Source organism: Rhodanobacter sp. OR87 (assembly GCF_000473345.1).
GTDB classification, from domain to species: domain Bacteria; phylum Pseudomonadota; class Gammaproteobacteria; order Xanthomonadales; family Rhodanobacteraceae; genus Rhodanobacter; species Rhodanobacter denitrificans.
On record NZ_AXBJ01000016.1, the window covers coordinates 69,611 to 87,809 of the forward strand.

17 protein-coding genes and 1 pseudogene are annotated in these 18,199 nt (G+C 69.2%); 10 read left to right on the top strand and 8 right to left on the bottom strand.

The features are described from left to right. The first annotated feature begins 85 nt into the window (after positions 1 to 85). Complete coding sequence (locus RHOOR87_RS0113085) at positions 86 to 2,377, top strand: NADP-dependent malic enzyme (RefSeq protein WP_027485260.1); 2,292 nt, start codon at positions 86 to 88, stop codon at positions 2,375 to 2,377. A gap of 178 nt (positions 2,378 to 2,555) precedes the next feature. Then, a complete protein-coding gene (aceE, locus tag RHOOR87_RS0113090) occupies positions 2,556 to 5,270 on the top strand; it encodes a pyruvate dehydrogenase (acetyl-transferring), homodimeric type (protein ID WP_027485261.1) in 2,715 nt (904 codons plus the stop codon). Between the two features lie 61 nt (positions 5,271 to 5,331). On the opposite strand, the gene RHOOR87_RS0113095 is transcribed toward aceE, so the two are convergent. From RHOOR87_RS0113095 to RHOOR87_RS0113110, 4 genes are all read right to left on the bottom strand, one after another. Further along, positions 5,332 to 6,936, bottom strand: coding sequence for an MFS transporter (locus tag RHOOR87_RS0113095; protein ID WP_027485262.1), 1,605 nt, complete (start codon positions 6,934 to 6,936; stop codon positions 5,332 to 5,334). A gap of 139 nt (positions 6,937 to 7,075) precedes the next feature. Continuing rightward, positions 7,076 to 7,405 carry a hypothetical protein gene (locus tag RHOOR87_RS0113100; RefSeq protein WP_027485263.1) on the bottom strand — a complete coding sequence of 110 codons (330 nt, stop codon included), beginning with the start codon at positions 7,403 to 7,405 and terminating at the stop codon, positions 7,076 to 7,078. Between the two features lie 88 nt (positions 7,406 to 7,493). Next, a complete protein-coding gene (locus tag RHOOR87_RS0113105) occupies positions 7,494 to 8,162 on the bottom strand; it encodes a glutathione S-transferase (protein WP_007509760.1) in 669 nt (222 codons plus the stop codon). 89 nt (positions 8,163 to 8,251) lie between these two features. Beyond that, positions 8,252 to 9,169, bottom strand: coding sequence for an arginine deiminase-related protein (locus RHOOR87_RS0113110; RefSeq protein ID WP_027485264.1), 918 nt, complete (start codon positions 9,167 to 9,169; stop codon positions 8,252 to 8,254). 224 nt (positions 9,170 to 9,393) lie between these two features. On the opposite strand from RHOOR87_RS0113110, the gene RHOOR87_RS0113115 reads away from it, so the two are divergent. Further along, positions 9,394 to 9,696 (top strand): DUF3247 family protein, encoded by a 303-nt coding sequence (locus RHOOR87_RS0113115; RefSeq protein ID WP_015448843.1) that lies wholly within the window; start codon positions 9,394 to 9,396, stop codon positions 9,694 to 9,696. A gap of 36 nt (positions 9,697 to 9,732) precedes the next feature. Here RHOOR87_RS0113115 and RHOOR87_RS0113120 read toward each other — a convergent pair whose 3' ends face one another. After that, positions 9,733 to 10,932, bottom strand: a complete 1,200-nt coding sequence (locus RHOOR87_RS0113120; RefSeq protein WP_027485265.1) for an acyltransferase family protein — start codon at positions 10,930 to 10,932, stop codon at positions 9,733 to 9,735. 147 nt (positions 10,933 to 11,079) lie between these two features. On the opposite strand from RHOOR87_RS0113120, the gene RHOOR87_RS0113125 reads away from it, so the two are divergent. The 3 genes from RHOOR87_RS0113125 to RHOOR87_RS0113135 all read left to right on the top strand — a co-directional run bounded on the left by RHOOR87_RS0113125 (position 11,080) and on the right by RHOOR87_RS0113135 (position 13,284). Further along, a complete protein-coding gene (locus tag RHOOR87_RS0113125) occupies positions 11,080 to 11,943 on the top strand; it encodes a LytTR family DNA-binding domain-containing protein (protein WP_027485266.1) in 864 nt (287 codons plus the stop codon). A gap of 70 nt (positions 11,944 to 12,013) precedes the next feature. Further along, complete coding sequence (locus RHOOR87_RS0113130; RefSeq protein ID WP_027485267.1) at positions 12,014 to 12,748, top strand: hypothetical protein; 735 nt, start codon at positions 12,014 to 12,016, stop codon at positions 12,746 to 12,748. A 77-nt stretch (positions 12,749 to 12,825) separates the two neighbouring features. After that, positions 12,826 to 13,284 carry a DUF6491 family protein gene (locus RHOOR87_RS0113135; RefSeq protein WP_027485268.1) on the top strand — a complete coding sequence of 153 codons (459 nt, stop codon included), beginning with the start codon at positions 12,826 to 12,828 and terminating at the stop codon, positions 13,282 to 13,284. Positions 13,285 to 13,317: 33 nt separating this feature from the next. Here RHOOR87_RS0113135 and RHOOR87_RS0113140 read toward each other — a convergent pair whose 3' ends face one another. Both RHOOR87_RS0113140 and RHOOR87_RS0113145 read right to left on the bottom strand, forming a co-directional pair. Continuing rightward, positions 13,318 to 14,139, bottom strand: a complete 822-nt coding sequence (locus RHOOR87_RS0113140; protein WP_027485269.1) for a ferritin-like domain-containing protein — start codon at positions 14,137 to 14,139, stop codon at positions 13,318 to 13,320. Positions 14,140 to 14,251: 112 nt separating this feature from the next. Next, on the bottom strand, positions 14,252 to 14,668 hold the full coding sequence (locus tag RHOOR87_RS0113145) for a universal stress protein (RefSeq protein WP_007509741.1): 417 nt from the start codon (positions 14,666 to 14,668) through the stop codon (positions 14,252 to 14,254). Positions 14,669 to 14,947: 279 nt separating this feature from the next. Between RHOOR87_RS0113145 and RHOOR87_RS0113150 the strand changes: the two genes are divergently transcribed. The 4 genes from RHOOR87_RS0113150 to RHOOR87_RS0113165 all read left to right on the top strand — a co-directional run bounded on the left by RHOOR87_RS0113150 (position 14,948) and on the right by RHOOR87_RS0113165 (position 17,847). Next, complete coding sequence (locus RHOOR87_RS0113150; protein ID WP_027485270.1) at positions 14,948 to 15,406, top strand: hypothetical protein; 459 nt, start codon at positions 14,948 to 14,950, stop codon at positions 15,404 to 15,406. Between the two features lie 45 nt (positions 15,407 to 15,451). Next, complete coding sequence (locus tag RHOOR87_RS0113155) at positions 15,452 to 16,066, top strand: hypothetical protein (protein WP_231381796.1); 615 nt, start codon at positions 15,452 to 15,454, stop codon at positions 16,064 to 16,066. Between the two features lie 46 nt (positions 16,067 to 16,112). Then, on the top strand, positions 16,113 to 16,967 hold the full coding sequence (locus RHOOR87_RS0113160; protein ID WP_015448840.1) for an energy transducer TonB: 855 nt from the start codon (positions 16,113 to 16,115) through the stop codon (positions 16,965 to 16,967). A 127-nt stretch (positions 16,968 to 17,094) separates the two neighbouring features. Then, positions 17,095 to 17,847: a DUF2884 family protein gene (locus RHOOR87_RS0113165; RefSeq protein ID WP_015448839.1), complete on the top strand. Its 753-nt coding sequence runs from the start codon at positions 17,095 to 17,097 to the stop codon at positions 17,845 to 17,847. Positions 17,848 to 17,919: 72 nt separating this feature from the next. Here RHOOR87_RS0113165 and RHOOR87_RS19260 read toward each other — a convergent pair. Further along, a pseudogene (locus RHOOR87_RS19260) lies at positions 17,920 to 18,199 on the bottom strand (IS4 family transposase); the annotation flags it as partial.

Genomic DNA, 18,199 nt, shown 5'->3' on the forward strand with positions numbered 1-18,199 from the left:
GCCGGCGCAGGCCGCCCCGGTGCTAACATCACGGAAAGTCGTCCGCCGCGGCCGGCGACTTCCCTTCATCGACCAAATGCACCTCATGAGCCTCCCCGAAGAACTGCGCCTTGCTGCCCTCGAGTACCATCGCCTGCCGCGCCCCGGCAAGATCAAGGTCACCCCGACCACCTCGCTGCTGACCCAGCGCGACCTGTCGCTGGCCTACTCGCCCGGCGTCGCCGCGGCCTGCGATGCGATCGTCGAGGATCCGACCTCGGCGGCCGAGTACACCGCGCGCTCCAACCTGGTCGCGGTGATCAGCAACGGCACCGCGGTGCTCGGCCTGGGCAACATCGGGCCGCTGGCGGCCAAGCCGGTGATGGAAGGCAAGGGCGTGCTGTTCCAGAAGTTCGCCGGCATCGACGTGTTCGACATCGAGATCGACGAGAACGACCCGGACAAGCTGGTCGACATCATCGCCAGCCTGGAGCCCACCTTCGGCGGCATCAACCTGGAAGACATCAAGGCGCCGGAATGCTTCATCGTCGAGCGCAAGCTGCGCGAGCGGATGAAGATCCCGGTGTTCCACGACGACCAGCACGGCACCTCGATCATCGTCGGTGCCGCGGTGATCAATGCGCTGGTGGTGGTCGGCAAGAAGATCGAGGACATCCGCGTGGCCACCACCGGCGCCGGCGCCGCGGGCATTGCCTGTCTCGACATGCTGGTGGCGCTGGGCGTGAAACCCGAACACATCCTGGCGTTCGATCGCCACGGCGTGATCCATACCGAGCGCACCGACCTCGACCCGGACAAGCAGCGCTACGCGCGCGACACCAGGGCGCGCACGCTGGCCGAGATCGTCGAGGGCGCGGACGTGTTCCTCGGCCTGTCGGCCGGCGGCATCCTGAAGCCGGAGATGGTCGCCACGATGGCCGCGCGGCCGGTCATCTTCGCGCTGGCCAACCCGAACCCGGAGATCACCCCGGAAGACGCCAAGGCGGTGCGGCCGGACTGCATCATGGCCACCGGCCGTTCGGATTACCCGAACCAGGTCAACAACGCGCTGTGCTTCCCCTACCTGTTCCGCGGCGCGCTGGACGTGGGCGCCACGGTGATCAACGAGGCGATGAAGATCGCCTGCGTGAAGGCGATCGCGGCGCTGGCGCGGCGCGAGTCGTCGGACGTCAGCGCGCGCGCCTACGGCGGCAAGCCGCCGAGCTTCGGCGCGGACTACCTGATCCCGCAGCCGTTCGACCCGCGCTTGCTGATCCAGCTGCCGCCGGCGGTGGCGCGGGCGGCGATGGAGTCGGGCGTGGCGACGCGGCCGATCGCGGATTTCGCGGCGTACAACGACCAGCTGACCAGTTTCGTGTTCCGCACCGGGTTGCTGATGAAGCCGGTGTTCGAGCGGGCCAAGTCCGCGCCGTGCCGGCTGGTCTACGCCGAGGGCGAGGAGGAGACCGTGCTGCGCGCGGTGCAGGTGGTGGTCGACGAAGGCCTGGCCAAACCCATCCTGATCGGCCGTCCGGAAGTGATCGAGAAGCGCATCAAGCGCGCCGGCCTGCGCATCAGGCTGGGCGTGGACGTCGAGATCTGCAACATCAACTCCGACCCGCGCTTCGACGACTACTGGCAGCACTACCACCGCCTGATGCAGCGCCGCGGGGTGACCCCGTCGATGGCCAAGGCGGTGGTGCGCTCGCGGCCCACCGCGATCGCCGCGCTGATGGTCGAGCGCGGCGAAGCCGACGCGATGATCTGCGGCCTGGTCGGCCAGTACCAGGGCAAGCTGCGCTACATCCGCGACATCATCGGCCTGGACGCCGGCGTGGTCGAACCGTCGGCGATGGCCGCGGTGGCGACCGACAAGGGCACGTTCTTCTACCTCGATACGCATGTGCAGGACGATCCCTGCCCCGAGCAGATCGCCGAGGCGACCTTGCAGGCGTCGATCCGGCTGAAGCTGTTCGGCATCGTGCCGAAGATCGCGCTGCTGTCCGGCGGCAACTTCGGCAGCCGCGACACCTGCGGCGCGAAGAAGATGCGCAAGGCGCTGGAGCTGATCCGCGCCCGTGCGCCACGGCTGGAAGTGGAGGGCGAGATGCAGGCCGACGTGGCGCTGACTCCGGCGCTGCGCGAGAAGCTGTTCCCTAACTCGCGGCTGGAAGGCAAGGCGAACGTGTTCGTGTTCCCCAACCTGGATGCGGCCAACATCGCCTACAACATGACCCGCATGCTCTCCGACGGCGTGGTGATCGGGCCGATCCTGATGGGCGTGGCCAAGCCGGCGCACATCCTGATGCCGCAGTCGACCGTGCGTCGGGTGGTGAACATGAGCGCAGTGGCCTGCGTCGAGGCGCAGATCCGCGCGGCGAATCGCCACACCGGCTGAGCCGGCCGGCGCGCGTCGGCCCGTCGCCGTCGCGATCGCCATCCGTCAGCGCATGGACGCCGAATTGGCGGCCCCCGGGTCCAGCCGCTAGACTTGGACGTCGATTCCGCCGAGGTCCCCGGCGGCGGGATGTCCCCCTTCAAGCATGGGCGCTGCAACGGTGCCGCGGAGAATCTTCATGGATCAGCTCGACGATATCCTCAACCAGGACATCGACCCCACCGAAACCCGCGAGTGGATCGACTCGCTCGACGCGGTGATCCATCATGACGGCACCGAGCGCGCGCATTTCCTGCTGGAGAAGATGGTCGACACCACCCGCCGTTCGGGTGGCCACCTGCCGTTCGACCCGACCACCGCCTACGTCAACACCATCGCGCCGGCGAACGAGGCGAAGAGCCCGGGCGACGCGGCAATGGAGTGGCGCATCCGCTCGCTGATCCGCTGGAACGCGATGGCGATGGTGGTGCGCACCAACCGCAAGCCCGGCTCGCTGGGCGGCCACATCGCCAGCTTCGCCTCCTCGGCCACGCTGTACGACGTGGGCTTCAACCATTTCTGGCGCGCACCCGGCGCCGAGCATCCCGGCGACCTGATCGGCTACCAGGGCCACATCAGCCCCGGCATCTACGCGCGCTCCTTCATCGAAGGCCGCATCAGCGAGGATCAGCTCGACCTGTTCCGCGCCGACGTGGTCGGCCATGGCCGCTCGCTGACCTCCTACCCGCACCCGTGGCTGATGCCCGACTATTGGCAGATGCCCACGGTGTCGATGGGGCTGGGCCCGATCCAGGCGATCTACCAGGCGCAGTTCTTCCGCTACCTGGAAAACCGCGGCCTGGTGCCCAAGTCCGACCGCAAGGTGTGGTGCTTCCTCGGCGACGGCGAGGTGGACGAGCCCGAGTCGCTCGGCGCCATCGCGCTGGCCGGCCGCGAGGGGCTGGACAACCTGATCTTCGTGATCAACTGCAACCTGCAGCGCCTGGACGGCCCGGTGCGCGGCAACGGCAAGATCATCCAGGAACTCGAGGGCGTATTCCGCGGCGCCGGCTGGAACGCGATCAAGGTGATCTGGGGTTCCTACTGGGATCCGCTGCTGGCGCGCGACAACGACGGCATCCTGCGCAAGCTGATGATGGAAACCGTCGACGGCGAGTACCAGGCGTGCAAGGCGTTCGGCGGCGCGTACACGCGCGAGCACTTCTTCGGCAAGTACCCGCAGACCCGCGAGATGGTCGCCAACCTCAGCGACGAGGACATCTGGCGGCTGAACCGCGGCGGCCACGACCCGCACAAGGTCTACGCCGCCTACCACGCGGCGGTGAACACCCAGGGCATGCCCACGGTGATCCTGGCCAAGACGGTGAAGGGCTACGGCATGGGCATCGGCTCGGGCGAGGCGGAGAACCCCACCCACCAGCAGAAGAAGATGACCGGCGACGCGGTGCGCCATTTCCGCGACCGCTTCCAGATCCCGATTGCCGACGACAAGCTCGACAGCGTGCCCTACTACCACCCCGGCGCGAACTCGGCCGAGGTGGAATACATGCTGGAGCGTCGCCGCGCGCTGGGCGGCTTCCTGCCGCAGCGGCGCCGCCGCACCGACGTGCCGTGCAAGGCGCCGGAGCTGTCCGCCTACGCGCAGATCACCACCGGCACCGGCGAGCGCGAGATCTCCAACACCATGGCGTTGGTGCGCGGCATGAACCTGTTGCTGCGCGACAAGCAGCTCGGCCCGCGGGTGGTGCCGATCGTGGCCGACGAGGCGCGCACCTTCGGCATGGAAGGCATGTTCCGCCAGATCGGCATCTACGCGCCGTTCGGCCAGAAGTACCGCCCGCAGGATGCCGACCAGCTGTTGTACTACCGCGAGGCGCAGGACGGCCAGGTGCTGCAGGAAGGCATCTCCGAGGCCGGCGGCGTGTCGGCGTGGATCGCCGCGGCCACCAGCTACTCGGTGTCCAACCAGCCGATGCTGCCGTTCTTCATCTACTACTCGTTCTTCGGCTTCCGCCGCGTCGGCGACCTGATCTGGGCCGCCGGCGACCAGCGTGCGCGCGGCTTCCTGATCGGCGCCACCGCCGGCGCCAGCTTCCCCGGCGAGGGCCTGCAGCACTCCGACTGCGCCTCGCAGCTGATGGCCGGCACCGTGCCCAACTGCCGCGCCTACGACCCCACCTTCTCCTACGAGGTGGCGGTGCTGCTGCATCGCGGCGTGCAGGAAATGTACGAGGAGCAGCAGGACGTCTTCTACTACATCACCACCACCAACGAGAACTACACCCACCCGGACATGCCCGAGGGCTGCTACGACGGCATCGTCAAGGGCATGTATCTGTTCCGGGATTCGGGAGCCGGCGCCGCCAAGGGCAAGGGCAAGAACGGTGCGCCGCGCGTGCAGCTGATGGCGGCCGGTGGTTCCGTGCGCGAGGCCGTCGCCGCGGCCGAGCTGCTGGAGGCCGACTTCGGCGTCAAGGCCGACGTGTGGTCCTGCCCCAGCTTCAGCGAGCTGTCGCGCGACGGCTTCGACTGCGAGCGCTGGAACCGCCTGCACCCGGAAGCCAAGGTGCCGCGCGTGCCCCACGTCACGCAGTGCCTGGCCGACCGCGACGGCCCGGTGATCGCCGCCAGCGAGTACGTGCGCGGCGTGGTGGACCAGGTGCGCGCGTTCGTGCCCGAGGGCCGCTCCTTCACCGCGCTGGGCGCCGACGGCTACGGCCGCTCGGACACCCGCGAGCACCTGCGCGAGTTCTTCGAGCTGAGCCGCTACTGGATCGCCCATGCCGCGCTGGCCGCGCTGGCGAAGGAAGGCAAGGTCAACGCCAAGGACGTGGCGCGCGCGATCCGCGAGTACAAGCTCGACCCGGACAAGCCGAACCCGCTGACGGTGTGAGCGATCGGGCGCCCGGCGCCAAGGTCAGGCAAAGCCGCCGCGAGGCGGCTTTCCTTTGCGGCTATTCCGACAGCGCGTGCTGGATCGCTTCCAGCCCGTGGCCGCGCGTCTCGATGCCGCTGCGCGCCAGCAGCCAGGCGGCGGCGATCATCGGCAGCGCGAGCATCAGCGCGGACAGCATGAAGTGTTGGAACAGGCCGGCCACGCCGACCAGCGCGCCGAGGATGCCGCCGAACTTCGAGCCGCCGGCGATCAGCCCTGCGCCGGTGCTGCGCAGGTGCACCGGATAGATCTCCGCTGCGTACGGGATCAGCGTGGCGATCACCCCGCTGATGCTCAGCAGCAACGCCACCGTGCCGACGATGGTCAGCGTCGTCGAGCGCAGGTTGGCCAGCGTGATCGCGAAGAAGAACAGCAGCGACAGCGCGGTCAGCGCGATGAACAGCACCAGGCTGCGGATGCTGCTCCAGCGTTGGTAGGCCCATACCACCAGGGCGATGCCGGGCAGGGCGATGATCGCCGAGCGCGCCAGCAGCGCGACGCTGGCCTGCGCGTCGATGCCCAGCGCCACCAGGTTCGCCGGCAGCCACAGCAGGAAGCCGAAGTTGGCCAGGCCCCAAGCCACCGCGCACACCATCAGACCCCAGCTGATCGCCGCATGCCGGCCGCGCAGCAACTGGCGCAGGCCGATGCGCGCGGCCGCCGGCGACCGCGCGTGGACGGCGTCGCCGGCAGGCGCGACGGCCACCGCCGCCGCGCCGCCGGAGAAGCGCTGCAGCACCGCGCGCGCCTGCTCCTCCAGCCCGGCCAGGGCGAGGAAGCGCGGCGACTCGGGGATGTAGCGGTTGAGCAGGATGATCAGCGCGCCGGTGGGCAGGTTGAGCAGCCACAGCGAGCGCCAGCTCCAGTTCGGCTCGAACAGCGTGGCGGCGCCGGAGGCCAGCAGGTAACCGGCCGAGGTGCCGACGCCGCCCAGCGCCACCAGCAGCCAGCCGCGATGGCGGGTCGGGATGGTCTCGGCCATCAGGGCGAAGGTGATCGGCAGCATGCCGCCGGCGGCGGCGCCCATCATGAAGCACATCACCAGATTCCAGCCGAACGCCGGCATCGCGCCGCAGATCGCGGTGCCCATGAACATCAGCGCCGACAGCAGGATCGTCGCGCGGCGGCCGAACAGGTCGCCGAGCCGGCCCCACACGATCGAGCCGATCACGGTGCCAGTCAGCGCCGACAGCGCCAGCCAGCCGGCGGTCGCGCCGCTGATGCCGTATTCGGCCGACAGGCCCGGCATCACGAAGCCGATCGTGGCCGGCTTCATCACGTCCACCGCCAGTGCGACGGTCAGCACGCCGACCAGCTTCCAGTGTTCGCGGTTGAGCGGCACGTGGTCGGCGGCGTGGAACGGCAACGGCTCGCGATCGGGGTGCAGCGTGCGCCGCATCTGCTGCAGCCGCGGCATCAGGCCATAGCCGGCGAGCAGCACGCCGAGCGGCACCAGCGCCATGCCGACCAGCATCAGGTTGTCCATCGGCATGCCGGCGAGGCGGAAGTGCATCGGCGCGGCCATCGCCAGCATCGGCAGGTGTGCCAGCACCCCGGCGATCACCGCGGTGCAGCCGAGCCAGAACGCCAGCGGGTGGTGGAAGGAGAGGTCTTTCGAGCGCATGGATCGGCCGGCTGCGGGCGGTGATCCAGCTTAGCAGCGGCGGCACGCCCGGCGGACGGCCAGGCGGCCACCCGTCGGCGGCGGGTGCCTGCGGGTTGCCGGCAAAGCGCCGCGCGCGGCGCTTTGCCGGCGCCGGCGGTCACTCGTCGTCGCTGCGGAAGGCGCGGCGCAGCAGCAGGAAGGCGCCGAGGGTGCCGGCGACGATGGCCGCAGTGGCCAGCGGGTGGCGGTTCACCTGGCGGCGCAGCCGGCGATAGTGGTAGTTCGCCTCGTCGGCAAGATCCTCGGCGGTATGCGACAGCCGGCGGCCGTAGGCATCGCCGCGCTGGCCCCAGCGTGCGCGCAGGTCGCGCGCGCGGTCGTACAGGGTGTGCGCCCGCTCGCTGGCGCCGTCGGCGTAGCGGTGCACCTGTTCGCCTGCGCGTTCGCCGGCGTCGCGAAGCTGGCGTTCGATATCGTGCTTGCGCATCGGTGTTCTCCTCGACGGCCCGGTGGCACAGCGTGCCAGCGCCGTCGTGAGCGAGGCGTAAACAGCGCCGCCCGCTGGCGCGAACCGTTCAGCCGAGCCGGTATTCCCCGCCCTGCTGCAGCGCACGCTGGTATGCCGGGCGGGCGTGGATCTGCCGCAGGAACGCGCACAGCCGCGGGTGGCGCTCGTCCAGCCCGCCGCGCGCGGCGAACGCCTCCAGCGGGAAACTGAGCTGGATGTCGGCGACGCTGAACGCGTCGCCGCCGAACCACGCGTGCTTGCCCAGCTCGCCTTCGAGGTAGTCCAGGTGCAGCTTCAGTTGCGGGTCGACGAAGCTGCGTTGCACCTTGCGCGCGATGCTTCTGGCGACCGGCTTCACGAAGAACGGCGCGGGTGCGCTTTCCACCCGCCGGAACACCAGCTTCAGCAACAGTGGCGGCATCGCCGAGCCCTCGGCGTAATGCAGCCAGTAGTTGCAGCGCAGCCGCTCGGGCGTGCCGTGCGCGGGGATCAGGCTGTCGGCGCCGTAGCGGTCGGCGAGGTATTCGACGATCGCGCCGGATTCGGCCAGGGTGAGTTCGCCATCAGTGATCACCGGCGACTTGCCCAGCGGATGCATGGCGCGCAATTCCGTCGGCGCCAGCATGGTTTTCGGGTCGCGCCGGTAACGCTTGAGCTCGTACGGCACGCCAAGCTCTTCCAGCAGCCACAGGATGCGCTGCGAGCGCGAGTTGTCGAGGTGGTGGACGACGATCATGGGCTGTTCCATCGCGTTTCGTTTGCACAAGGATGTCGGCCGGCGATGCGCCGTCGCGAATCCCGCGGACTCTCGCCGGGATCGGCTATTCAGTAGATCTCGCCGACGCAGCAGCGCAGGCTGCCGCCGGCTTTCTCGATCTCGTCCAGTGCCACCGCATCGAGCGCGAAGCCGTAGCCGGCCAGCGCCTCGCGCTGCGCGTCGGTCAACGCGGCGGCGGCGCCGGCGCTCATCCACACGCGTTCGTCGGACAGGGTGATCGCGTTGCCGGCGAAGGCCTGCTTCTGCGCCGGGCTCAGCCAGATCGCGCGACCGCCGCAAGCCTGCGCGATCGCCTGCGCCGCGGCCGGGTCGCGAAAGCCGTCGGCGGCGATGATCGCGGCGCGGCTGGCCAGCAGCGCCAGCACCACGTTGGTGTGGTACTCGGACGCGGCCAGCTCGAAGCAGTAGGTGAGGCGCAGGCCGAACGCCTGGTGCATCGCCTCGGCGCCGGCCAGGTTGCAGCGTTCGCCGAGGCCGCAGTAGCCGATGCCGCGAACGCGGTCGATGACCAGCGAACCGGTCAGCTCGGCGACCAGGCCGCTGCAGCCGGACAGGTCGATCTCGTCGTAGCCGAGCAGGTCGCCGAAGAATGCGCGGATGTCGGCGCGCGCGGCTTCGCGCTGGCGCACCGGGTGGCGCATGCGGCCGACGATCAGCCGCCCCGGCGCGGTGGCGAACACGTTGTTCGGGAACACCGCGTCGGGCGTCGCCGGGTCGCCGGGAAAGGTGATCACCGGCACGTCCGCGCGCAGCGCCTGTGCCAGCGCACCGTGCTGGGCCAGCGCCCGCAGCGGGTCGACCGTGCGGCTCAGGTCCATGTAGCGGTTGTCGCGCGCCGATTCCTGCGCCAGCGCGAATCCGGCCGGCGCGACCAGGAACGCCGCCCGCGCGGTCGCGGCGGCCTCCGGCAGCGGCGCCAGGGCGGCGCAGGCGTCGAGGAATTCGGTGGGTGAGGTGGTGATCACGCGGCGGCTCCCTGCGCTGGCGGACATCGAAAGACGCCCTCGCAGCATAGCCGCTGCCGGTGCGGCCCGCGCAGCAGCTTCCCGGTGACGTTGCCGATGGCGGCAGGCGGCGGACCTCGTGGCGGCCCGGTGCCTCCGTTCAGCTGGCGGACGGGTGAATTGACGCGCGCTTGCCGCCTTGTCGACCAAGCTGGCGGCCGCTCCCATCACGCGAGGCGAATCCCATGGGCAGAGCGGCGGAACGTGTCTATACCGACCCGGCCAGCATTCGGCGGCTCGAATCGTTGATCGGGGAATTGCCGGCCAATGGCCACGTCGTGCTGCTGCTCAAGGACGGCAGCAGCTGCGACGGCGTGGTCGTCACGCGACCGAACGTGCAGCTGTTTCGTGATGCCGATGAGCGCGAAGGGATCAATGCCACGGTGAAACTGGAACGCCCCGACGTGCCGGCGTGGAGTCGGCAGGTCTGGCTCGATCAGATCGCGCGGGTCGAACACGTCGATTCGATCATGGCGAGCGAAAACTGAGCGGACAACCGCCGGATTGTTCCGCGGGCTCCGGGTTCAGGCCAGGTCGTCGGCCAGTCGCGGCGGCATGGCCGGCGCAGGAGCCCGCGCCGGTGCCGGATCGAGGCCGAAGCATGGCCGCAGCCAGCGCACCCGGCGTATCACGAACTCGTGCAGCAGCGCGCAGCCGCCGACGGTGGCGAGCAGGATCAGCGCGGGCTCGGCCACCGGCCCCAGCCGCAGCGGCATCAGCTGCCAGGCGAACAGCAACAGCAGGCTCTGGTGCAGCACGTACCACGGGTAGACCGCCTCGCGCGCATACGGCAACCAGCGGAACGGACGATCCAGATACGCATGGCCCCAGCCGAGCACGGCGACGATCGCGCTCCACAGGTAGAGGTAGTGCAGCGCACGCACCGTCAGCACCAGCGGCAGCGCGGCATCGTCCGGCAGGGTCTGGATGCCGAGCAGGTAGCCCGCGAAACAGCCGAGCGCCGTCAGCAGCGACGCCCGGCGCAGCCGTGCCAGTTCCGCCCAGAGGCCGGCGTCGGTGCCGAGCAGGTAGCCGTACAGGAACACCGTGGCGTAGATCGCATGCGCGTACCAGTCGCCCCACAGCGCCCCGGTCACCGGATAGCGGCTGGCCAGCAACGAAGCCCACAGCATCAACGGCAGCGCGGGCAACAGCAGCAGGCGCGCGCCGCGCAACTTCAGGCAGGCCCCGCGCAGGCGCTGGCCCGGGCGCGATTCCAGCAGCGGCAGCAGGGCCAGCAACAGCATCGTGTAGACCCACAGATAGGGCAGGTACCACAGGTGGTTCCAGGTGAAGCCGTACTGCCAGCCGGTGAACGCGCCGGCCGGCCACGGGCCGCCGCTCCAGTAGCGCAGCAGGAAATGGCCGAAGCCCGGCTCGACCAGATGATTGGCCAGCCCCTGCACGTACGGCTGGATCGGGATCACCACCAGCATGCCGAAGACCAGCGGCAGCAGCAGGCGCAGGCTGCGCTTGCCGGCCAGCCGGCCGAGGCTGCCACGCCGACGCATGAAGTTCACCGCCAGCCCGGAGACCAGGAACAGCAGCTCCATCCGCCAGCGGTTGAGGAAGAGCATCGGGTATTGCAGCCATTCGCTGGTGTGGCTGCTCTTGAGATGGAAATCCCAGCCGGCCCCGGCCACGTACAGCATCGCGGCGTGGTACAGGATCAGCAGGCCGAAGGCGAACACGCGCAGCGCGTCGATGTCGTGGCGGCGGTTCATGGCGACTCCACAGGTGGGGAAAGTGACCGCCAGACTGCCGTGGCGAGCGCTCCCCGTCGTGGCGCAAGTGACCGTTGGCCGGGCCGCTGTGACGAATCGCGGCGGGCAGGGGCGAGCCGCGGGGACGAGTTGCGTAGAATCCGCCGCATGACCACAACCCGCGGCCACACCTTCTACCAGCGCTGGCGGCGGCCGCTCGAAGTGACGGCCTGGCTGCTGTTCGTCGCGCTGAACGCCACCTTCAACAGCATCGACTCGCGCATCGACCACGCCGGCCGGGTGGCCGGCTGGGAGCCGTGGGTGTGGGAGTGGAGCAGTGCGCTGGTGCTGCTGGCGCTGCTGCCGGCGGTGATCGCCGTGGAGCGGCGCTGGCCGATCCGCTTCGATACCTGGCGGCGCCACCTGCCGCTGCACCTGCTGGCCAGCCTGCCGTTCAGCCTGATCCACGTCGGCGGCATGATCGCGTTGCGCACGCTGGCCTATGCCATGGCCGGGGCGCACTACGATTTCGGCGCGTGGTGGTTCAACTTCGGCTACGAATACCTCAAGGACATCCGCACCTATTTCCTGATCGTCGGCACACTGGTGCTGTACCGGCTGTGGTGGCTGCGCCAGCAGGGCGAGGCGAAACTGCTGACCGCGCCGGACGAGGGCGCGCCGGTGGAGCCGGTGGAGCGGCCAGAGCGTTTCCTGGTGCGCAAGCTGGGCAAGGAGTTCCTGCTCAACGCCAGCGAGATCGAGTGGCTGCAGGCCTCGGGCAACTACGTGAACCTGCACGTGCGCGGGCGCGACTATCCGCTGCGCGCAACCATGGCCGGGATCGAGGAGCGGCTGGACCCGGCGCGCTTCGTGCGGGTGCACCGCAGCCATTTCGTCAACCTCGATTACCTCGTCGAGATCGAACCGCTGGAAAGCGGCGACGCACGCCTGCAGATGCGCGACGGCGCGAAGATCCCCTGCAGCCGGCGCTACCGCGCCGCGCTGCGCGAGCGTTTCGGCCAGGCGGATTGAGCTGGTGCGGTTGCGTGGCGACCGCGGATCGTTCCAAGCTAGCGGCCTGTTCCCGCCAGGTATGCCGCCGATGAACCGCGCTTTTCCCCGCCTTGCCCGGCTGGCTCTCTGCGCCGCCTGGCTGCTCGCCGGCTGCTCGCCGCAGGGCGGCGCGCCGGCGCCGACCGCGGAGCAGCAGCAGGCTCAGGCGCAGGCGGCCGACGCGGCGCGCAACCTCGACACCTACCGCCAGCTGCTGCGCATCGGCAACGACGAGATGGCGGTGTCGATGGGCAAGGACATCCTCAAGCGCTATCCCGACAGCGACGCCGCGAAGGAAGTGCACAAGACCCTGCCGGCGATCGAGCAGCGCTACACCGCGGCCAGCGAGAAGAGCCGGCTGGCCGCATTGTGGCTGTACCAGGTGGCGCCGATGGCCGGCGGCACGCAGTCCACCGCCACCATCGAGAACAGCCAGCCGGCTGACGGCGAGCGCGTGCGGCTGGTGCTGCGCCGGCACACCGAGTGGGGCCAGAGCGTGTTCCTGTACGGCAGCAAGCCCGGCTTCGTCTGCCGCGGCAACTGCACCCTCGCCGCCACGGTCGACGGCAAACCGGTGCGGATCAAGGCGTTCGCGCCGTCCACCGGCGAGCCGGCGCTGATGATCCGCGACGACAACGCGTTCATCGCGATGCTGCGCAAGGCGAAGAAGATCGGCATGGGCGTCACCCTGGTCGACGGCGAGAAGAAGCAGACCCTGGTCTACGAGGTGGGCGGTTTCGACCCGGCAAAGTGGGTCGCCGTGGGCAAGGGCAGCAAGAAGTAGCCTGTCCGCGCCGGGCGGCGTCAACCGAAACGGCGTCCGTGCGTCTGGACAGGAAAGTCTCCATCGAGGGCCGCCTTATGCCCAAGTCACCCCTGATCCCTGCCGGCGCACTGCTGCTTGGTCTGTCGTGCGCCGGTTGCTCCAGCGTGCCCTACGCCCAGCGCATGAGCGAGCGCCAGGCCGCCTATGCGGCGGCGGCCGGCGCGCCGGTGCGCAGCTTCCGCTTCTTCAGCCTGTACTCGTGGGAGCCGCTCGGCGACACCCAACTGGCCGTCTACACGCAGCCGAACAAGGCCTGGTTGCTGGACCTCGGCGGCTGCCAGGAGCTGCGCTTCGTCAACAGCATCGGGCTCACCTCCAACCTCAACCAGGTGATGGTGGGCTTCGACAAGGTGCTCACCGGGCGGCACAACGTTCCCTGCACCATCACGCAGATCCGCCCGGTCGAGGTGAAAAGCCTGAAGCTCGCGCAGCAGCAGCAGCGGCAGATCGAGAGCGCGGCGCGCGAAGGGCAGCCGCCCGCCGCGGCGCACTGAGTCACGCGCCGACGCTGGCCATGCCGGCGTCGGTCAGTGCAGGAACAGCTTCTCGGTGATCTTCGCCAGCGGCTTTTCCAGCGCACTCTGCAGGCGCGGCGGCAGGTCCAGCGGCTTGAGTAGCATCTTCACCGTCATCGCGGCCGGGATGTTCCGGCGCAGCCGGCCCTGCGCGCGGTCGCTGAGGCGGCGGAATTCGGCCTCGTTGCCTTGGTGCTGCGGGTAGCACTGGTTGAACACGTGGCGCAGCGCGATGTCGCTGTCCTCGCTCTTGATCTCATTGACCCGGCGCAGCAGCGCGCGGAACACTTGGTAGCGGCCGAAGCCTTCGCGCTCGCGGTAGCGTCGGTAGTGCTGGTAGAAATATTTGAAGTGGCGAACCTCGTCGCTCTTGATGTGGTTGGTCAGCTGCTTCAGTACCGGTTCGTCGGTGATGTCGTTGAGCGCGCGGTACAGGCTGGCGGTGCCAGTTTCCACCACGCAGCGCGCGGCCAGCTCCAGCCCGCGGCAGGGTTCCAGCTGCTCGGCGGTGCACACCGCGGCGTACGCGTTCCAGAACGCGGCGAAGCCCTTGTCCCAGTCGAACTCCGGCCAGACCTTCCTGACGTAGGCGGCCAGCGCACGGCCATGCTGCAGCTCCTCGTGCTCCCAGTGCTGGCTGAGCCAGGCGCCCAGTTCCTCGTCGTCGGCGAAATGGTCGACCAGGTTGCGCGCGTAGAGGTCCGAGCCGCTTTCGACGAAGGACGAGCTGCACAGCAGGAAGAACAGATCCTCGTCGTGGCGCACGCGGGCGAGCTCGATGCGCTCGAGGTCGATGCTTTCCAGGGTCCAGGGCAGGGCGGTGGATGGATTCAAGGCGAATGTCCCCGTGCGGCGATGGCTGCGGCGGCTGGTGGCCTGTCCGCAGATGACGGCAAGATGACACAGGATACGGCTTGGCCGCAGTGGCGGATTAACGTCGGCCGACTTAGCGCACCACCGTCACCGGCACGTGCGCGCGCGCCAGCACGTTGCCGGACACCGAGCCGAGCAGCCAGCGCGCCAGCGCGCCGCGCTCGGTATGGCCGATCACGATGTGGTCCACGCCGTGCTGTTCGATCTGGCTCAGCAGCACGTCGCCGGGGCTGCCCAGGGTCAGTTCGACGTCGATCAGGTCGGCCGCCTCCGGCACGATCGCGGTCAGCTCCTCAAGCAGTTCCTGCGCGCGTTCGGTGCCGTTGTCGGCCATCATCAGGGCGCAGGCGTCGGCGCCGCCTTCGGTGACCTGCAGTACCGACACCACGCGCACCCGGCCGTGGCTGCAGCGGGCCAGCTCGACCGCGAACTCGAACGCGCGGCGGGAGGCATCCGAGCCGTCGTAACCGACCAGCGAATACTTGACCATGGTGCTCCCTCGCCTCGTCGGCCGCAGCGTCGTGCCGAGTCTATGCGGGGCGTCCGCCGCGCCACAACCGCGGGGCCGCTCCCGGTGCGCCGGGTGCCGGTCTGCGCGCCGCGCCGCTACCGCCGCCTCAGCGGCGAAAGCCTGAACGGACAGTCATGCTTCTGCACGCGGCTGTCACGCCGCCCTGCACAATCTGCGCTCACCCCGCCGCGGCTGCCGCCCCACCTCGCAGCCGCAGCGCATGACGAACCCCACCCGCAGAAAGCGAAGGAGACGACGATGATCAAGCGTACGTTTGGAATGGCTGCCCTGGTAATCGCCTGCGCGGGCGCCGTAACCGCCCTGCCGGCCGGCAGCGCAAGGGCCGCCGAGGCCTCGGTGAAGTGCGATCTGGTGTACAACCTGTCCGGTTGGTCGCTGATCTACAAGCACGCCGAGGGCAGCGGCACCATCACCTGCGACAACGGCCAGCGCGCGAACGTGAAGATCGCCGTGGTCGGTGGCGGCCTCACCGCCGGCAAGTACCACATCGACAACGGCAAGGGCGAGATCAGCAAGGTGCACGACATCGCCGACGTCTACGGTGACTACGCGCAGGCCGGCGCCGAGGCCGGCGTGGTGAAGAGCGGCAGCGCGCAGGTGCTGACCAAGGGCACCACCTCGCTGGCGTTGTCCGGCACCGGCGAAGGCGTGAACCTGGGCGTCTCGATCGGCAAGTTCACCATCAGCAAACGCTGATCGCACCGGGGTGACGAAGAAGGGCGCCGCACGGCGCTCTTCTTCATGGACGCGCGTAAACTTCGCAGCCTGCAGCCGTGCCTCTTGCCCGAGTGGAGCATCCGCGATGCGTCGTCTTTGCCGTTTGTTTGCCCCGCCCCTGCCGCGCGTTCCGGCCAGCCCGAAGGCGGCCGCCTGATGTCGCCGGCGGTGCGCAACGATCCCGCGCCGGCGCGGCGTTTCGCGGCGTGGGCGGTCGGCCCGTGGGTACTGCTGCTGTTTGCCGCGCTGGGCTTCGTGCAGTACCTGCGGCATGCCGAATACCTCTACCTGGCGGCCGCCCTGCTGGTCATCGTGGCCTGCGCCGGCTGCATCCTGCGCCAGGCGTGGGCGCGCCCCGTGCTGCAGCTGCTGGCCGTGCTGCTGGCCGCGTGGGCGCTGGTGACGGCGGCGCTGATGCTGCAGCAAGCGGGCGATTTCGATACCGCCAGGCAGCATGCGCTGGCGCAGCCGCAACTGGGCGAGGTCGCGCTGTGGATGATCGCACGGGCCGAACGCATCTGGCAGGTCGGCCTGGCGCTCAAGGCCGCCGCGATCCCGTTGTTGTTGTGGCTGGCCTGGCAACTGGGCCGGTCGACGGTACGCGCGCAATTCCGTCCGCGGCGTCGCGGACGGTTGTAGCTGCTGGCGCTAGACTGCGCGAGAGGCTCACGCTGAGGGGACAGGGATGAAGCATTGGCCGATCGGTTTGTTCTGCGTATTGCTGTCGGGCGCCGCGCTGGCTGCCGGGCCCGCCGCGGTGCGCAAGCGAGTACAGGCAAGCATGCTGCTTACCGGAACGATCGTGGTGGCACCGGACGGCAGCGTCCGCAGCTATGTCATCGACAAGGTGGAGAAGCTGCCGTCCGTGGTGACCGGGCTGCTTGCCAAGAACATTCCGAACTGGAAGTTCGAGCCCACCCTGCTCGACGGCAAGCCGGTGGCGGCCAAGGCGACGATGAGCCTGCGCCTCGTCGCCAAGCCAGTGGGTGACGACGATTACTCGGTCGGCATCAGCGGTACCCAGTTCGGGCAGCAGGTGCCGGGTGAATCCATCACTTACAAGGATCAGGTGCGGCCGACGTATCCGCCCCAGGCGGTGCGGGCCCACGTATCCGGCACGGTCTATCTGGTGCTGCGCGTGGGGCGGCAGGGGCGGGTGCAAAAGGCCGAGGCCGAACAGGTCAACCTGGTGATGGTGGCCAGCGACCACGAAATGGAGCGGTGGCGCAAGGTGCTCGCCAACTCCGCCCTGGCGGCGGCGCGCGAGTGGACCTTCAACTTGCCGACGTCCGGCAGGCACGTGGGTGACCAGTACTGGGTGGCACGGGTGCCCGTGACGTACAACCTGAGGAGGCTCGGCGAGATCCGGGGCGACGATTACGGCGAGTGGCGGCCCTATGTGCCCGGCCCAAGGCAACTGGTGCCCTGGATTGACGACTCACGGCTGCTGTCCGGCAGCGCGGATGCGCTTCCGGACGGAGGCATCCATCCACTCGAAACGGGTGGCCTGCGACTGATCACGCCACCGGGCGGCGCCTGAGCCGTCCCGTGTTGCCGCGAGCGCCCCGTTTTGCTGCGCGTTCGCGTTTCGGAGCGAGAGCCACGTTCAGCATGGGTTGGCCAGTGGGCGGTTATCGCTGGGCACACTGTCTTCGGGAATCCTGTCCATGCACGTGCTCCGTTTGCCCGTTCTGCTGTTGTCCCTGTTCGCCGCGTGGTCGGTGCATGCACAGGATCTGGCGGCGACCTGCCACGCCAGCAGCAGCTATGACGTCACCCTGAAACCCGGCAGCCTGCTGTTCGATCGGCCGGCGCCCGCGCCGTTCCACGTCGAGCTGCAGCAGGGCACGCTGCGCACCGACGGCGCCGCGGTGAAGCTGAATGCGGAAGATGAGGACCGACTGGCCCTGTTCGAGCGCGACCTGCGCGCGCTGGCGCCGCGGGTGCGCACGGTGGCACGCAACGGCGTGGACATCGCCGCGCAGGCGCTGCGCGCGGAGGCCGGCGGCATGGGCCTGGGCGCCGATACACGTACCGAATTCAACCGCCGGCTGGACGCGCATGCGGCCGAACTGAAGCGGCGCATCTCGGTCAGCCAGAGCACGCACGACTGGCAGGGCGACGCCGCCAACCAGGCGATGAACCAGATCGCCGGCGACCTGCTGCCGCTGCTGGCGGCCGACCTCGGTCAGCAGGCGATCAACGCCGCGCTGGCCGGCGACCTGCAGGCCGCCGCCAGCCTGCGCGACCGCGCCGCCGACCTCACCACCGCGTTGCGTCCGCGCTTGCAGTCGCGGCTGCAGGTGCTGCGCCCGCAGGTCGAGGCGCTGTGCCCGTCGATCCAGCGGCTGGCGGCCTTGCAGCAGGGTGTGCGCGGCGGCAGTGGGCAGCCGCTGGACCTGTTGCAGGTCGGGCCGTGAACGAGGCTGGCCGCCAGCTGACCGCCGGGTGGGGCGTCGCGCGGGGTTAATCTCCGGCTCAGTACTGTCCGGTTAATCGGGGAAGAGAATCAATTGGTTAGCAGGGTCGCCGGTAGAACTCTGTGGTTCTTGCTGCTGCAGGGCGCATTCCAATGGGGTTTGTTCAAATAGCGTCACGCTCAGGATCTGTAGAATTTCGTAGAGCGAAGCCTTCAGGTGCAGGCGCTTGCGCACGATGGCGATGAGCACATAGACCGCAACGGCGATCCACACCTGGGTCTTCACGGCATTGAGTGAGGTGCCGAAGAATGCCTTGATATGCAGGTGCTGTTTGATCCATTTGAAAAAGATT

Coding starts and splice junctions, on each gene's coding strand:
- RHOOR87_RS0113085 (WP_027485260.1), top strand. CDS start 86: ATGAGCCTCCCCGAAGAACTGCGCCTTGCTGCCCTCGAGTACCATCGC.
- aceE (WP_027485261.1), top strand. CDS start 2,556: ATGGATCAGCTCGACGATATCCTCAACCAGGACATCGACCCCACCGAA.
- RHOOR87_RS0113095 (WP_027485262.1), bottom strand. CDS start 6,936: ATGCGCTCGAAAGACCTCTCCTTCCACCACCCGCTGGCGTTCTGGCTC.
- RHOOR87_RS0113100 (WP_027485263.1), bottom strand. CDS start 7,405: ATGCGCAAGCACGATATCGAACGCCAGCTTCGCGACGCCGGCGAACGC.
- RHOOR87_RS0113105 (WP_007509760.1), bottom strand. CDS start 8,162: ATGATCGTCGTCCACCACCTCGACAACTCGCGCTCGCAGCGCATCCTG.
- RHOOR87_RS0113115 (WP_015448843.1), top strand. CDS start 9,394: ATGGGCAGAGCGGCGGAACGTGTCTATACCGACCCGGCCAGCATTCGG.
- RHOOR87_RS0113120 (WP_027485265.1), bottom strand. CDS start 10,932: ATGAACCGCCGCCACGACATCGACGCGCTGCGCGTGTTCGCCTTCGGC.
- RHOOR87_RS0113125 (WP_027485266.1), top strand. CDS start 11,080: ATGACCACAACCCGCGGCCACACCTTCTACCAGCGCTGGCGGCGGCCG.
- RHOOR87_RS0113130 (WP_027485267.1), top strand. CDS start 12,014: ATGAACCGCGCTTTTCCCCGCCTTGCCCGGCTGGCTCTCTGCGCCGCC.
- RHOOR87_RS0113135 (WP_027485268.1), top strand. CDS start 12,826: ATGCCCAAGTCACCCCTGATCCCTGCCGGCGCACTGCTGCTTGGTCTG.
- RHOOR87_RS0113145 (WP_007509741.1), bottom strand. CDS start 14,668: ATGGTCAAGTATTCGCTGGTCGGTTACGACGGCTCGGATGCCTCCCGC.
- RHOOR87_RS0113150 (WP_027485270.1), top strand. CDS start 14,948: ATGATCAAGCGTACGTTTGGAATGGCTGCCCTGGTAATCGCCTGCGCG.
- RHOOR87_RS0113155 (WP_231381796.1), top strand. CDS start 15,452: ATGGACGCGCGTAAACTTCGCAGCCTGCAGCCGTGCCTCTTGCCCGAG.
- RHOOR87_RS0113160 (WP_015448840.1), top strand. CDS start 16,113: ATGAAGCATTGGCCGATCGGTTTGTTCTGCGTATTGCTGTCGGGCGCC.
- RHOOR87_RS0113165 (WP_015448839.1), top strand. CDS start 17,095: ATGCACGTGCTCCGTTTGCCCGTTCTGCTGTTGTCCCTGTTCGCCGCG.